Consider the following 15,023-nt stretch of genomic DNA (forward strand, 5'->3'; position numbering starts at 1 on the left):
GCATCAGTTCGAGCGAATATAGCTTCGTTGAGGAGGTGGACCCAGTTGACAAAATCGTCCGCTCGGCCTTCAGCCGATACACGGTGTATAAAAAGACCGGGGATTTCTTCTTCTTCGGCAGGAGCGTTGGGGTGATCTGCGGTTACGACATGTACTTCGATGCCTTGCTCAACAAGCGCATGAGACAAGTCGTAAACATGACGCGCAATTCCACCTACGAGTTTCGGGGGGTATTCCCACGACAACATGACTACGCGCATACCGTATGCCTCCTCCGTCTCACCAAACAATCATCTATTTAGTGGGAGGTCCCAAGGTGGGACCTCCCTTGATCTTCTTTGCAGTCAAATTCCCCTTCGAAAAGGGTAACTACATTCGTCGCTTGCGCTTAGGCGCTTTGCTGGAAGGACGATTATCATTATCCTCTTCAGAACCTTCGGTCGTTGTCGTTTCTGATGACACGGCTTTGGGTTTTGTCGAAGGAGCAGGCCGGTTAGTAGATGGCGTTCCTGATGTCTTGCGAGTATCAGTAGATACCATCGGCTTGTCCACTACAACCTTGGCAGTATTAGCGCCGCGAGCTCGCCAGTGTTCCCAGATAACCAGTATCTGAGCGGCGTTAAAGATGCTCGAATAAGCGCCGGAGATAACACCAATTAGCAATACCATATGGAAGTGCTTAAGGTCTGTTGTAACGCTGCCGTACATGAACAAGATAAACACCGTGATGGCGACAGTAAGGCTCGTTAAAATAGATCGCGCAAACGATTGAACGATACTTCTATTAACCAAACCATCGAAGGAATCACCGCGCAGTCTCAATTTTAAATTTTCTCGTATTCTGTCGAAAATAACGATTGTGTCATGCACGGAGAAACCGATCATGGTCAGCAATGCAGTGATAAAGAGGGCGCTTATCTCCCAGCCAAAGAAATAGCCGAAAATCGCTGCCGATCCCATCATGATCAACACGTCGTGTAGAGTTGCGATAATAGCCGCGGCGCCATATCGGAAGCCGGACCAACCGCCTTCAATCGCGAACCGGATAGTGACAAAGATGAGGATGAAGAAACACGCCAATATGACTGACAAGATGGCGTTTTTAACCATTTCCTCGCGAATAATGCCACCGATATTGTCCACGTTAGGAGCTACGGTTACGTTGGTAATGGCAGGGGTCATTGCTCCCAATGCAGCATTGAGATTTTTGCCTACGACTGTTAATTCAGATGAATTAGTAGGCGAGAGCTTGACGTCCTCAACATATATGTTTTGAACTTTTAACTCGCTGACAACTAGATCGGGCTTCTGGGACATTGCTTTAGGCAAGGTGAAGATCACCTGAGTAACTTTGCCCTTGCTGAATTCTGGAATGCTTTGCCCGATTGTTGTCGCGATAACATCGGGTGTTTCTTTAAACGATGAAGAGGTAATCGAAACCTCTTTATTACCTAAAGTAAGCCCTACATTATCAGCAGTCAGACCAGCTTCGCTCAACTTAGCTTTAACCTGGTCGGCAGTTAGAGTTAGAGGAGTCGGTAGAGAATAAGTGAACTTCGAAACCTGTGGAGGCACGACTTTAATGATCTCATTCGTGATCAACGCCTGTGTCAGCAGAGCAGTATCTTGTCCTAATCGCGCAGTATCTTTCTTCTTTAGCCTGAACTTAAGAATGAGCTGTTTACCGTTGTCGGCAAGCTGCACGTTATCGACATCAACAGGTTTACTGTTTTCTCTTAGTTTGCTTTTTATCTGTTCTGAAGTGCCCTTAACAGGCTCACTTAGGACATAAGTAATCTCGGTTCCACCCTCGAACTCGATGTTCTTCTTGATGCCACCCTTGCTCATGTAAAAGAGGCCAGGAATGATAATCAGTAGGCTGAAGGCGATCCATATCCATCGCTTACCGACAAAGTCGAAATGGCTTTTACCTGCAATCTGTCGTCCCAAGCCGAAGAATCGTGGGTTTTGTGCAACTCCTCTGCCAACCAGCAAGTAGAGCAGTGTTCGCGTAACTGTGATGGCAGTGAACAGAGATATTAAAACACCGACGCCTAGCGTGGTAGCAAAACCTTTTACAACGTCAGTGCCATACGTAAATAGCACCGCGCAAGTGATAAGAGTGCAGAAGTTCGAGTCGAAAATAGCGGTAAAGGCTCGTTTGAAACCGGCATCGATGGAGGCCATCAAAGTCTTGCCGTTTCGAAGCTCTTCCTTCATGCGCTCGAAAATAAGAATGTTCGCATCCACGGCCATACCGATGGATAAGATGAAGCCGGCAATACCGGCCAGCGAGAAGGTTACTCCCATCAGCTTGAAAGCTGCGTAGCAGAACAACACATATAAGAGCAGGGCGATACATGCCAGAAGGCCTGGCAGCAGATAGTAGATAGCCATGCCAACCATGATGACTGCTGCCGCTATCAAACCGGCTTTCAGGATCATCATTAAAGCTTTCTGACCGAGGGTCGGTTCGATCGTGCTGCTCTGAACGATTTCTAAGTCAACCGGTAAAGCGCCTGCATTGAGAAGCGATGCTAACTGCGCGGCTGATTTGGAATTGAAGTTTCCTTCGATAATCGGTGAGGAAGCGCCGGAACGGCCTGTAATATTATTAACTGGAGCAGAAATTATTTTCTTGTCCAGGACGATAGCGAGATATTCTTTGAAATGGCTTGTTTCAGAAACAAAATTACCGAATGCTTCTTCACCTTTGGGATTGAAGCGAAGCTGCACCACGGCTTGTCCGCCGCTATTTCCGCCGCCAGAGCTAACACGAGATTCCGGTTTCAGGTCAGCGCCGGTAACGATAACTTCCGCAAAATCGGGATTAGCTATCAGCTCTTCGTATTCTTTCTGAGTTTCGCCATCAGGTTTTATAAGCCTATTATTAGATGTATCGACAAAACTGATTGTCTCGTTTGACTGGTCGTCACCATGTTGAATGATATAGCGGCGAGTCTTGTCTTTGTCCGTTTGGACATTTTTCAGCCAACGAAATTCGAGGCGGGCAGTCTGCTGAAGAAGTCCCTCAGCCTCAAGGATATTGGTATAGCCCGGCAGCTCAACGACGAACTGATTGTCACCCTTGGTATGAACAGGGGCTTCTGTGACACCGAGAGTGCCAGAGACACGACGAGGTAGAATCTCGCTTGCAAGCTGAGACCTCATCGCCGGCCAGTTTTTCTTGTCGTTGACAGAAAGAGTTTCTGTTTTAGCTCGTAGAACAATACGCGCGCCGCCTTGGATATCCAAGCCAAGGTTCACCTTGATCAGGATAACTGCACTAGCAGCGAGGATAGCCAAGACTACAATACCGAGTAGCCAATAATATGTTTGCTTCAAAGCGATGCCGCCTCCTTGTAATCGTTCGCTGCCGTACCTTAATTTGAACTTAAGAAGATCAAAACGTAGATACCGGAGCACAATTCAATCAGTGTGGATTATAGACGAGACGCGAAGGTGATGTCAACGGTGAATATAACGGGAAGCTAGCTTGAAGTGTATCATACCTTGAAATCTATAACCTTTCACCAGAATTCAGCAGGAACTAAGCTAAACTTATTGAATTAAAATATATGGCCATTTGGACACAGGAACAAGAGAGAGCTATTAATAGGGCGCAGGGGGCTATTTGCGTGGCGGCGGGGGCAGGCGCGGGCAAGACGGGCGTGATTGTGGCACGATTTCTCCGGCTTGTTCGGGATGAACATATTCTCGCTGACCAAATTCTCACCATTACTTACACCGAAAAAGCGGCGCAAGAAATGAAGCGCAGGATTGTGGAGGGATTGGAACGCGAAGGCCTGCTTGAAGAACGTCGAAGGGTTGAGTACGCCTATATTCATACGATTCACGGCTTATGCCGAAGGCTTTTGGCGGAAAATCCCTTCGAAGCTGGGGTTGATCCCCAATTCCGGGTTCTGGATGATCGAGAAGGAAAAGCATTGTGGAACCATGCTATCGAGGAAGTAGTCCAAGACGCGCTTGAAGAGGGGGGAGCCATTGCACGCCTAATCGGCGCGACTTCTTCGATGCCCGTCTACGGCGGCAATCGTAATGATTTGCTTAATCCGCTTCGAAGTTTGCTGAATCCGCTTATTGAAAGAGTTCGGAACTATGGCCTCTCCTGCGAAGAGATTGCCGAATGGGGGCAACGAGAACTACAAGAAGTCGATCTGCCTTTTCATCCCGCCCTCGAAGAATATAAGCGGCAAATGCTTTCTAATCTTGAAGCTGCCGCTCAGGAAAGTGGGCAAGCCCTGCTTATTTCGGCTGTCAGCGCTATTAAACGAATAGAACCTGATAGTAATAACCCAATGCGTAGCTGGCTCGATCAGGTCGTACCTCTCCTTAGCGAACTTTCAAACCAAGCTAAACAAGCTCAGAGTTGGGATTTGAGGGATTTAGGCCAAGCGAACTCAAGAGTTTTGGCATCAGTTGATCCTGAGAAAGAACGCCAGTGCGCCGAACTTGCCTCCGGACTGCTTCAACTTATTGCACAAATCTGGCAGCGTTTTGATGTGATGAAACAGCAAGCCGGGGGATTGGACTTTGAAGACCTCCAGCAACGGATGCTCCAACTTTTGAAAAGCTCTGAAAATGTCACTGAACGCTATCGTCGCCGCTTCAAATATATTATGGTGGATGAATATCAGGACATTAATCCGGTACAAGCGAAGCTATTGGAACATTTAGGCGCTGAAGGGAACTGGATGATCGTCGGGGATGAGCGCCAAGCTATTTACCGATTTCGTTTTGCCGATGTGAACTTGTTCCGACGCCAAATTGAGCAAATAGGAAATACTTCAACACGAAATCCGGAACGTGCGGCCAGTATCCCCCTCCAAATTAATTTCCGATCCCGTCCGGAGATATTAAATTTTGTTGCAACTGTCTTCTCCAAACTCTGGCACGGTGATAACTACCAAGCATTAGAAACCGGACGGGATATTCTGCCGAAAAATCAGCCGAGCATTGAGTTATGGATGCATAGCCAGATATTTCGCCGAGGAGAGGCTGAGTGGATCGCATCCGAAATTCGCTCGTGGGTTCAAAATAAGTCTTTAGAAGTCTATGACAGCAGCCTGAATGCAATGCGCCCCGTTCGCTATGGCGATATTGCGGTGCTCATGCGCCAGTTCACTCGCATCACTGATTATGAGCAGGCATTCCAAGCAGCGGATATTCCCTTTTTTGTCGTTGGCGGAGGTCGAGGGTATTTCACTCGATACGAAGTACACGATCTGAAAAATGCGCTTCAAAGTCTCTGCCGGCCTGATGATGACCTCGCGATCGCCTGCCTTTTGCGTTCGACGATGGTGGGAGTAAGTATGGATTCGCTAGTGTGCCTGTCGAACCAAGCGCAAGAGAGAGGAAGCTCCCTTTATGAGACCCTCAAAACCACGCTTGAAGTCGTGCCTGAAGCTGATGTGCCGCTTATTAAGCGCTTTTTGGAATGGTTCGAGCCTTTGTTGTTAATTGCAGATCGTTTGTCGGTTGGAGTTGTTTTAGAGCGTCTACTAGTTGAAACCGAGTATGACGCCAAATTGCTTTGCCGTGAAAATGGAGCACAACAGCTTGCGAATGTTCGAAAACTCATCCAAATGAGCTTCGAAACACCTGATGTGCAACTGGGTGAGTTTGTTGAGCGTATTTCAACACTAACTTACCTTCGCCAACGAGAAGGTGATGCCCCGACCCACGATGAGTTCTCGGATGTTGTGCGCTTCATCACCGTTCACAGCGCCAAAGGGTTGGAATTCCCAGTTGTGATCATGGCCGACCTTGATGCAAAAAAGAATCGTCACGATCAACGAGTTGAAGTTGACTTGGCCAATCAGCGAATTGGGGTTGAATGGCGTAATTACTCCCCCCTAATTCATCGGCAAATACAAAAACAAGAAGCTTTACTTGACCAGCAGGAAGAGCTGCGGCTTATATATGTCGCAATGACTCGCGCGAAAGAGCATTTGGTTATTGCTACCCCCCAAATGGGCCAACAACAATCCTGGGCGCTTCTCATACGTCCAGCCATCCCCTTAAAACTTCGTCAGACTAATGAAGACTACCAAGATTGCGAAATCGGTAACTGCACCGTCCGAGTAAAACGCCGTGAGGGGAAGGAATGATGGCATCCCCCCCCTACGCGGTTTCAAGAAGTTTATACTTTTCGCCTCAAAAACCCTGCTCAATTGCTCTAGGCTCTTTTCCGTTTTTCCAGGTTCGTTTTAAGGCTTGCCAGAGAATAAGGGCAGAGAAAAGGGTCCAGAGAATGCTCCAGACGATAGCGGGGATATGGGTGAAACTCGCTAAAAAAGCGGCATCGTTATCGGGAATTCCTGCCGTATTCAACCGCATCAATACCGACAAATCCCAAAGAGCCGATAGGCAGCACTGGACTGCCAGGAATTGAAGAAGGAAAATCGAAAGCTTTCCTTTAACATAGAGACCTGCTAGCAATAGAAGCCCAGCTAGGATAATGCCGGTCCAAAAACCGAAGCTAAAAATCGGCGACACCCACCAAACGGTAGTGAAAAGAATTACTGCGAAAAGAATGTAAAACATCGAAGTTGCCAATTTAGGTTTTTGGCTAAGCAGAAGAAGTGTCGCGCCAAAAAAAGTGGTCCCAATATAGCCTGCTGCGGCAACAAGAAACCTCCAACCCCCAATAACCTGCACCGACCCACTTCCATCTCTGGCAATCTGCATTTGGCTTGCGCTTCCATGGGTGAACACTGCAGCGAGCGCATGACTTAGCTCATGAAGGAAGGTTACGAAGTAACGAAAAGGAAGGGTAATCGTATGCCCAAACGGGATGAACCACAAAATTATAACTAAAAGAGATGCTGCTATAAGCGATCTGCGTACTTGAACAGAAGTTGGCTCGGGATGAACTCGAGCATCCTGGGCGCTGACGTCCATGAATTCCTCCTGAATAATGAAATAGCCCTCATCCTGAGGGCTATTTCAAACTTAGCCCATACATAGCATTCGCGGCTGAAATAATTGATCCTGCTGCGCCCTGCACCCCCAACTGATCGGTATAAAGGGTCATGTCATAATAAGCATCGTTGTCAGGATCAAGCCCGAAGAGATTGCGGATAAACTCGGTTCTCTCTTTATCGACTTGATGTAGCGCATCAGTTGCTTTGCGATCTGTAAGGTCATGCTCTTTTGCATAGTTCTTAAGACGAAAATTGAAGGACGCTTTCACGCAGACATTTAAAGCTTTTTTCAGCAAGAAATTTGCTCCACGTCCTACGATAAGTTGACATCCGGAATGGCCAAGCGAAAATAGAACCTCTGCCAAGTGAAGTCGGTAATCTGCTTCATTGAAAGTTCGGATGCCGAGCATGCTCTCAACGACTTGGGTGAATTCGGAGTGATGGTGTTCAACCGCTTCAACCAAGTGCGAGCGCACCGAAGCATGTTCGGCGATAGCATCGATTAGTTGCTTATCCCACAATTGCCAGGGAGCGCCTAATTGCCGCACAACCTCCTCAGCAATCTCATCACCACATGAGCCTGCCTGTCGTGAGAGGGTAATAACGGGATTCGTTTTCTTTTCCAGAGCCTGCAAACGTTCTTTGCGGGCTTGTTCGAGAATCAACCACTCCCGAACGCGTTCATCAGCCAAAGTTTTCGATGAAGGGTTAGACATTTTCGTGCCCCCTAAACGTATTCAATTCCACTATCAGTATACGACATATCCATCCAAACTGCCAGAGCCTGTTCGTTTTTTACTGATAGACAAATTGTGGAGAAACGTAGAGGATAAGGTAGGCGTCGTAGTGATTTGATCGGATGGCTGCTAAAATATATTTGCGACTAACGCAATTTTTCTTTTATCTCGGGATATTTTGCATGGCTTTTAGTCGTAATCTAATGCAGTGAGGCAATGCCAAGGTGATTATCTGCACTCATAGTCCGGAAGAGACTATATTATTCGGCCAAAGGCTGGGTCAATTGCTCCAAAAAGGTGAGGTTATTAGTCTGATTGGTGAAATCGGCGCAGGTAAGACAACTTTGGCGAAAGGAATCGCTCGAGGATTAGGTATCGATCAACCGGTGCGAAGTCCGACTTTTACACTGATTCACGAATACTTATCCTCGCCGCCGTTCTATCATATTGACCTCTATCGTTTGGAGGAACTCGAGCAAGTGGCCTCGCTGGCGCTTGATGAGTATTACGATAACGGAATTACAGCGATTGAGTGGGCTGAGCACGCGGGGGAACTCATCCCTGATGAACGACTTGAGATTCTTATTTCAAAACCAGTGAACAATGAGCGTCAAATTCAGTTAATAGCTTATGGAGTGTCTGCACAAAGAATTTTGGATAAATTGAGGATAAATGATGTGGCTACTTGCGATTGATACGATTGGTAGCGTTGGGTCGGTTGCCTTATTAGAAGATGGCGCTTTACGAATTGAAACCCGTTTTGCTCATCATCACCGTGTCAGCGGAGCTGTGTTGGCGGCGGTTGAGTTCATTACTGGTCAGGTTGACATCACTCTCAAAGAGATAGATGTCTATGCTGTCGATTGTGGGCCGGGATTTTTTACCGGTGTTAAAATCGGAGTGGAAATTGCAAAAACACTGGCACACGTTCATAACAAACCCATGGTCGGGATAGGCAGCCTTGAGGCGTTGGCATATGGTACCCATCTCAAGCAGGATTCCCTTCTAATATCAGTCTTGCCGGCTCGTAAGGGTGAAGTTTATTACCAACTCTTTACTCAGAAGGGAACGCTAGCGCCTCCGCAAGTTGCCGAAGTTTCAGAATTAGCTCAGCGGGTAGCTGCTCGAACTGAGTCTACTCATCTTTTTGTTGGGGAAGGTTGTCATCTATACCGCGACCTATTTGCAAATGATGTCGGAGAGATTGATATATTACCGGCGCGTTTTCCATCGGCTGAAGCAGTTGCCATGCTTGCTCATAAAATAGTTCTCAGTGGGAAAACTCAGTCCGCATTTGATTTGTTACCCAACTACATAAAACCGCCGTCGATTAGCATTCCAAAGAGGGCTTACACGACGCTGTAAATACGATCTGCCGGTCTATCCGGCGTTAACCAACGTTCCCTCTCCCTTCAATAGGCAGTAAGGGGACGTATATATTACAAAAAAACGATTATCGGAGGTGATCTGTAAATGAATTCAAACAAATCTCTTTTAAGATGGTCAGCAGGATTGATAGTTGTAGGACTGGTCGGCGTAGCGGTATCGAGCATGATGGTGACCGATGCTCAAAAACCAGTCGGTACCACAATGACCCCGCAAGAGCACACTACGGTGACAGCGCTTGAGAGCGCGTTTATCAAACTGTCTGCTGATTTAGCTCCTTGTGTCGTTCATATACGTGTGACGAAACATTTGACGGCACGTGAAGGCGATCCATATGGTATGGTTCCCCCTGAATTCAGAGGCATGTTTCCCTCAGTCCCGCAAAATCCACAAACGGTGAGGGGACAAGGCTCAGGTGTTGTGATCCGTAGCGATGGTTATATTCTAACGAATGATCACGTGGTTGCGGATACTGACGAAGTTGAAGTCGAATTCAACGATGGAAGAAAAGCAACCGGAACGGTAATGCGCGATTATGCAAGCGATATCGCTATAGTGAAAGTGGATCGAAAAGGTTTGCGAGCCGCGACACTGGGCGATTCGGACGCCGTTAAGACCGGCCAATTTGCGATCGCGATGGGTTCGCCATTCGGTTTGTCGAACACCGTTACCGTCGGCCATATCAGCGCTATTAAGCGTCAAGAGGCAATCGGCAGCAGATCCGAGGGTGTCCGATTCTATCCTAATCTTATACAAACGGATGCTCCGATTAATCCGGGCAATAGTGGCGGACCACTGGTCAATATCGATGGCGAGGTTATCGGCATTAACACCGCAATCGAATCGGGTAGTGGAGGCAGTGTCGGAATTGGGTTCGCAATACCGATAAATACTGCGAAATCTATTGTTCAACAGTTAATCGATCATGGTAAAGTCACTCGCGGTTTTCTGGGTATTGGGCCAAAAGATCTTACGCCTGAACAGAGAGAAAGCATGGGTATTCAGAAGGGCGTAATGGTTGGAAGCGTTCGCGATAGTTCCCCTGGCGATAAAGCTGGGCTTGTTCCAGGCGATGTCATCACCGAGTTCAATGGTACGCCTGTCGACTCGGAGCTTGCTCTTCGCGAACTGATCTGGAAGCAAACCCCCGGGTCAACAGTAGTTATCAAAGTTATACGTAATGGCAAAGCAGAGGCGCTAAAGGCGACTTTAACAGAACCACCGGCGACTAATGCCAGTACTCCTTCAGGAAATAGTCCGGAAGAAAATCAACCTGCAACTAAACTTGGCGTAAGAGTGCAGCCATTAACTGATAGCATGATTGAACGATATAAGCTGCGCACCGGGCTTAAAGGCGTAGTGGTAACTCAGGTTGCCCCTGGCAGCCCCGCTGATGATGCCGGAATAAGCGATGGCGATGTCATCATAGAGGTGGACAGGGTGAAATCCGACAGCTCCCAAACCCTCAACAGTATTCTAGCGAAAGCCAAAGCAGGTCAGGTTCTCAGAGTCCTGATATGGCGTCGTTTTGAAGACGGAACGGGCAGCCAAAACCTGGTCTCCGTTAAGCTTCGCTAGAGTAATCAGAAAGCTCCTTCTCTCAGATCCGGCTTCCTTGAAAACAAGGGGCCGGTTTTATTTTGAGGTGTTTTAAGTGAAAAATGAAGCTGCTAGGTGGGAGCATTGTGAGCCTCCATTGAGGTAAAACCTATTCTTAAGAAAAAAAGCTATTTAATATTGGTGCTCTGCACCAAGGAGGAATGTAATGCGCGTTGCAATTTTAACAGGCGGTGGAGATTGTCCCGGCCTGAACGCGGCTATCCGCGGTGTTACCTTACGACTGATTGATTATGGTTATGAGACGATAGGCGTTCGACGTGGTTGGTTGGGGTTGCTCGAAAAGATGACTTTTCCACTTCAAGCTAAAGATGTAGAAGATATTATCCACCAGGGTGGAACGATTTTAGGTTCATCCCGCACTAATCCATTTAAAAAAGATGAGAACGGAAAAGACTCTTCCGAGCTGCTCCTGAATAACCTGAAGGAGATGGGCATCGATGCAATCGCTGCTATCGGCGGCGAAGATACATTGGGCGTTGCCTCGAAGCTCTGGGATTTAGGTTTTCCTACCGTTGGTATTCCTAAAACAATGGACAATGACCTGAGCGGCACCGATTTCACGTTCGGTTTCGATAGCTCAGTGGCGGTTGCTGTTGATGCGCTTGACCGATTGCGCGATACGGCAAAGTCTCACAGCCGAGCGATGGTGCTAGAAGTAATGGGTCGACATGCCGGTTGGGTTGCCCTTTATGTTGGGCTTGGCGGCGGCGCGGATTGGATTATGATCCCCGAAGTCACCCCTGATATGGATGCGCTTTGTCAGCATCTTTTAGACTTGCGAAAAAGAGGCCAGGATTATGCGCTAATCGTTACCTCAGAAGGCGCAGAAATCCCTCTTGAAAGTGGCGAAGAAGCGGCTCCTAAAGAGCTTGATGCATTCGGCCATGTCATTCTTAAGGAACGCGGCATTGGTGAGCGTGTTGCTCAAATTATTGAGAAGCGTACCGGTATCGAGACGCGAAACGTGGTTATTGGTCATATCCAGCGCGGCGGTTCGCCAACGGTCTTCGACCGTGTACTCGGTTCCCGCGTTGGCTTGAAGGCTGCAGAGATGATCCATAGCAAAGAATTCGGCATGATGGCCGCACTCAAGGGAGTGGATATCGTATCGGTCCCTCTCAGCGTAGCCACCGGCACTCTTAAAACAGTTCCTCTGGAACTTTACGAAGAAGTTGCAATGCTATTTAATCGCTAAGCAAGTTACTAAAAAGGGCGGGCCAAAGGCCCGCCCTTTTTGTTTAGTGATGCCTGCCAAAGACAATAAGAAGATCAAGAGTAAGCGCAACACCCCAATGAGCCCAAAAGGCAGGTAGAAAAGACTTTGCTCGAAGCGCAATACACCCCAAAATGATGGCGGCTATAAACGAGCCTGCAACCTCAAGTGGTGGCTTTCCTAAATGCAAAACGGTGAAGGCACAAGCCTGAGCTAAAATGCCCCAATTGCCTATCCAACGGTACAAGCCGAATGTAAGAAATCCCCTAAAGAAGAACTCCCAGCAGAACAGATAGAAACCGTAAGTCAACTCAAAATAGATGAGATAGCGTATATTAGTTAAGGCTTGTTTTTGTAACGGATAATAGCTTTGAAATTCAGGACGGCGTGAGGCAAATATCAAAGGGACAATCATGGCAGCAAACATAATTCCTGCCCATGCCCAGCCTTGTTTGACATTCCCACGCGCAAACCCATATTCGCCTAATTCGTGTTTCGTAAAGACGGTGATATAGAGCATCGGCACCCAAAGCAGCACTACAGCGCTGACGAGCAAATACTCTTCCCACACACGGTAGAAATTCCCTTTCTTAAACCCAGAGAGCCACCCGAGGGTATAAACTGCCGAGCCATCATTATAATAAAGATAGAGAAAAGTAGTAACAAGCGCTCCCAAAAGCGCTACCCATCCTCCATCTACTTTTCCTTTAACCGATTTAGCTTCAGTTGCCATAAACGCTCTTACTCTGTTCCCCCATGTTGCCGGAGGAAGTCAGCTACCTCTGTCTTTCCTTGTTTGATTGATTGGTTGAGGGGGGTGTCGCCGTTTTTATCTTTGGTGTTGATTAGCTTGGGCTTTGCTGTGAGCAATCGGGAGATGATATCGACATCACCATCAGATATCGCTGCGCTGAATTCAGAGATTTCACGGTCGGAAATCTGATCCGCCGCCTTCCCACAGCCGCAGAGCATAGTAATCAAAGCAATCATACATACCAAAGCGAAAATACGTTTTATCATAAAAAAGCCCCTTCCCTACAATAATAGTATGTCCCAAAACCTGAGAAATATGCTGATGTAGGGTGATTAAGGAAATACCTGACTGCTAATATCCCTGCTATGCTTGTTTGACAAACATTAGGCGAGAAGGTAACATTAGCAATTGGCGGCGGGCACATCAGGGAACCTGAAAGCCGGTGATCATTGCACTTTTCACTATCCGAAGTTTTTATCAGCGTAATGGTGCGTCACCTTTAAGGAGCAGTCGAATGGCACAACGGAGTGGAATGCATCTAACCGAATCGCATACGGAAGCGGTGCAATTTGTATACAGCATCGATTCGGTTCTCTTCCAAGGGGTTACCCCTTTTCAGCATGTCAATATTGTTGAAGTTCCTCGCTTTGGCAAATCGCTCTTCCTTGACCATAAAATCCAATCATCACAGCTTGATGAGTTTATTTTTCACGAAAGCATGGTCCACCCTGCCATGATTACTCATCCTGAGCCTAAAAAAGTAGCGATTGCCGGTGGGGGCGAAGGGGCAAGCCTGCGTGATGCCCTTCGCCATAAGTCCGTCCAGGCGGCCACGATGGTTGATATTGACGAAAAGTTTGTCGATATTGCTAAGGAGCACCTGCCTGAATGGCATCAAGGTTCATTCCAAGATCCACGCTCGACTCTAATCTACGCTGACGCTCGCCGGTGGCTTCAAAGTAACACAGATAAGTTCGACGTGATCCTATCTGACCTGACTGATCCGCTCGAAGCCGGACCTGCCGTCTACTTATTTACAAAAGACTTTTACAGCCTTGCCTTCGATGCCTTGAACGATGACGGTATTCTTGCAATCCAGGCTGGATGCGCGAACAATAACTCGCCCTACCTCTTTGTTTCGCTTATTAAGACACTGCGCGAGGTGTTCCCGTTCGTTCGTCCCTACTGGGCATTTGTGACAACTTTCCTGATGCCCTGGGGTTTCATTTTAGCTTCGAAAAAGCATGATCCGCTCGAACTCTCGCAATCCGATATCGCCCATCGGCTTTCGGAGCGAGGCATTACAAACACTCGCTACTATTCACCGGTTATGCACCACGGCATGTTCGCTCTCCCTCCTTATATTGAAGATGGAGTGAAAGAATATGGCCGCGTCTTAACCGATTCCGATCCGTTTTATTGGCAAACTTAACGTATTAGCAAAGGTATTAATGATAGATGGATAATAAGAAACTTGGTACAGATACAATCCTGATGCATTTTGGGGAGAAGAGAGACGAATATTGGGGGGCCGCCAGCCCGCCGATTTATCAAACCTCGCTCTTTACCTACCCAAGCTGTCAACAATTCATAGATGGCAGCCAGTTGGAGAGTGACAATCGGGAACGGTATCACTACACTCGATACGGCAACCCGACAATCGAAATTCTTGAGGCCAAGCTGGCCGCGTTGGAACATGGCGATAGGGCGGTTGCGCTTTCTTCTGGCATGGGAGCAATTACTACGGCAGTATTAAGTTGCGCTAAAGCTGGCGGTCATGCGATTGTCGTTGAAACAGTTTACAACCATGTTGTCCCTCTCATGGAGAGGCTCGAAAAGGGCTTCGGCATGAGTATCTCCTATGTAAGCGGCACGGATGTTGCCGACTTTGAAGCTGCAATCCGCCCCGAGACTTGTTTCATCTATCTTGAATCGCCGTCATTTTTCATCTGCCACTTGCAAGACCTGGAGGCTATTGCCGCAATCGCCAAACCAAAGGGAATCACCACCATCTGCGACAGCACCTGGGCGACACCGCTGTTTTTGAACCCGTTAGACCTGGGGATCGATATTGTAATTCATTCGATGACCAAATACATCAGCGGCCATAGTGATCTGATCGCCGGCGTTATTGTTGGCAAAGGCGAACACATGAAGACACTCGCCTACCCCGAATCGGCATTAGTCGGCGCAACCATCGACCCCTTTGCCGCTTGGCTTATCCTGCGGGGTTTGCGGACTCTTCCTGTTCGGCTCGAGCGTCAACAGAAGAGTGGATTGGAAATTGCTCATTTCTTAGAAGAGCATCCGGCAGTTCTCAAGGTCTATCATCCTGGTCTGAAATCTCACCCTCAATATGAGCTTGC

Annotated in this window: 13 protein-coding genes; 7 read left to right on the top strand and 6 right to left on the bottom strand. The window is 47.7% G+C overall.

All coding sequences use genetic code 11. From position 1 onward, the window contains the following. Positions 1–260 (bottom strand): glycogen/starch synthase (locus WCO51_02520; protein ID MEI6512131.1); only part of this gene is annotated, 260 nt, incomplete at its 3' end. Positions 261–369: 109 nt separating this feature from the next. Further along, positions 370–3,345, bottom strand: coding sequence for a protein translocase subunit SecD (gene secD, locus WCO51_02525; protein ID MEI6512132.1), 2,976 nt, complete (start codon positions 3,343–3,345; stop codon positions 370–372). Positions 3,346–3,578: 233 nt separating this feature from the next. On the opposite strand from secD, the gene WCO51_02530 reads away from it, so the two are divergent. After that, the gene (locus WCO51_02530) at positions 3,579–6,131 is read left to right on the top strand and encodes a UvrD-helicase domain-containing protein (protein MEI6512133.1); all 2,553 of its coding nucleotides are present in this window, start codon (positions 3,579–3,581) and stop codon (positions 6,129–6,131) included. Between the two features lie 46 nt (positions 6,132–6,177). On the opposite strand, the gene WCO51_02535 is transcribed toward WCO51_02530, so the two are convergent. Both WCO51_02535 and WCO51_02540 read right to left on the bottom strand, forming a co-directional pair. Further along, entirely contained in the window at positions 6,178–6,924 is a 747-nt protein-coding gene (locus WCO51_02535) for a M50 family metallopeptidase (GenBank protein MEI6512134.1), read from the bottom strand. Positions 6,925–6,964: 40 nt separating this feature from the next. After that, on the bottom strand, positions 6,965–7,663 hold the full coding sequence (locus tag WCO51_02540; GenBank protein MEI6512135.1) for a cytidylate kinase-like family protein: 699 nt from the start codon (positions 7,661–7,663) through the stop codon (positions 6,965–6,967). 245 nt (positions 7,664–7,908) lie between these two features. Between WCO51_02540 and tsaE the strand changes: the two genes are divergently transcribed. The 4 genes from tsaE to WCO51_02560 all read left to right on the top strand — a co-directional run bounded on the left by tsaE (position 7,909) and on the right by WCO51_02560 (position 11,885). Further along, positions 7,909–8,379, top strand: coding sequence for a tRNA (adenosine(37)-N6)-threonylcarbamoyltransferase complex ATPase subunit type 1 TsaE (tsaE, locus tag WCO51_02545; GenBank protein ID MEI6512136.1), 471 nt, complete (start codon positions 7,909–7,911; stop codon positions 8,377–8,379). Then, on the top strand, positions 8,357–9,049 hold the full coding sequence (gene tsaB, locus WCO51_02550; GenBank protein ID MEI6512137.1) for a tRNA (adenosine(37)-N6)-threonylcarbamoyltransferase complex dimerization subunit type 1 TsaB: 693 nt from the start codon (positions 8,357–8,359) through the stop codon (positions 9,047–9,049). The genes tsaE and tsaB overlap by 23 nt, the downstream gene beginning before the upstream one ends. Before the next feature lie 108 nt (positions 9,050–9,157). After that, a complete protein-coding gene (locus tag WCO51_02555; protein ID MEI6512138.1) occupies positions 9,158–10,648 on the top strand; it encodes a trypsin-like peptidase domain-containing protein in 1,491 nt (496 codons plus the stop codon). 187 nt (positions 10,649–10,835) lie between these two features. Then, positions 10,836–11,885 (top strand): ATP-dependent 6-phosphofructokinase, encoded by a 1,050-nt coding sequence (locus WCO51_02560; protein ID MEI6512139.1) that lies wholly within the window; start codon positions 10,836–10,838, stop codon positions 11,883–11,885. Between the two features lie 43 nt (positions 11,886–11,928). On the opposite strand, the gene WCO51_02565 is transcribed toward WCO51_02560, so the two are convergent. Together WCO51_02565 and WCO51_02570 are read right to left on the bottom strand one after the other, a co-directional pair. Further along, positions 11,929–12,636 (bottom strand): CPBP family intramembrane glutamic endopeptidase, encoded by a 708-nt coding sequence (locus WCO51_02565; protein MEI6512140.1) that lies wholly within the window; start codon positions 12,634–12,636, stop codon positions 11,929–11,931. Positions 12,637–12,644: 8 nt separating this feature from the next. Next, positions 12,645–12,923 (bottom strand): ankyrin repeat domain-containing protein, encoded by a 279-nt coding sequence (locus WCO51_02570; GenBank protein MEI6512141.1) that lies wholly within the window; start codon positions 12,921–12,923, stop codon positions 12,645–12,647. Positions 12,924–13,171: 248 nt separating this feature from the next. Here WCO51_02570 and speE point away from each other — a divergent pair, with 248 nt between their 5' ends. Next, entirely contained in the window at positions 13,172–14,089 is a 918-nt protein-coding gene (gene speE, locus WCO51_02575; GenBank protein MEI6512142.1) for a polyamine aminopropyltransferase, read from the top strand. Positions 14,090–14,115: 26 nt separating this feature from the next. Next, positions 14,116–15,023: PLP-dependent aspartate aminotransferase family protein (locus WCO51_02580; protein ID MEI6512143.1), on the top strand; the 908-nt coding region annotated here is incomplete at its 3' end.

The sequence above is a fragment of the bacterium genome (assembly GCA_037131655.1).
Classification (GTDB): Bacteria; Armatimonadota; Fimbriimonadia; order Fimbriimonadales; family JBAXQP01; genus JBAXQP01.

What these genes read in the sequence shown, in the direction of transcription:
- WCO51_02530 (MEI6512133.1), top strand. Translation starts at nt 3,579, where the DNA reads ATGGCCATTTGGACACAGGAACAAGAGAGAGCTATTAATAGGGCGCAG.
- WCO51_02535 (MEI6512134.1), bottom strand. Translation starts at nt 6,924, where the DNA reads ATGGACGTCAGCGCCCAGGATGCTCGAGTTCATCCCGAGCCAACTTCT.
- WCO51_02540 (MEI6512135.1), bottom strand. Translation starts at nt 7,663, where the DNA reads ATGTCTAACCCTTCATCGAAAACTTTGGCTGATGAACGCGTTCGGGAG.
- tsaB (MEI6512137.1), top strand. Translation starts at nt 8,357, where the DNA reads ATGATGTGGCTACTTGCGATTGATACGATTGGTAGCGTTGGGTCGGTT.
- WCO51_02555 (MEI6512138.1), top strand. Translation starts at nt 9,158, where the DNA reads ATGAATTCAAACAAATCTCTTTTAAGATGGTCAGCAGGATTGATAGTT.
- WCO51_02560 (MEI6512139.1), top strand. Translation starts at nt 10,836, where the DNA reads ATGCGCGTTGCAATTTTAACAGGCGGTGGAGATTGTCCCGGCCTGAAC.
- WCO51_02565 (MEI6512140.1), bottom strand. Translation starts at nt 12,636, where the DNA reads ATGGCAACTGAAGCTAAATCGGTTAAAGGAAAAGTAGATGGAGGATGG.
- WCO51_02570 (MEI6512141.1), bottom strand. Translation starts at nt 12,923, where the DNA reads ATGATAAAACGTATTTTCGCTTTGGTATGTATGATTGCTTTGATTACT.
- speE (MEI6512142.1), top strand. Translation starts at nt 13,172, where the DNA reads ATGGCACAACGGAGTGGAATGCATCTAACCGAATCGCATACGGAAGCG.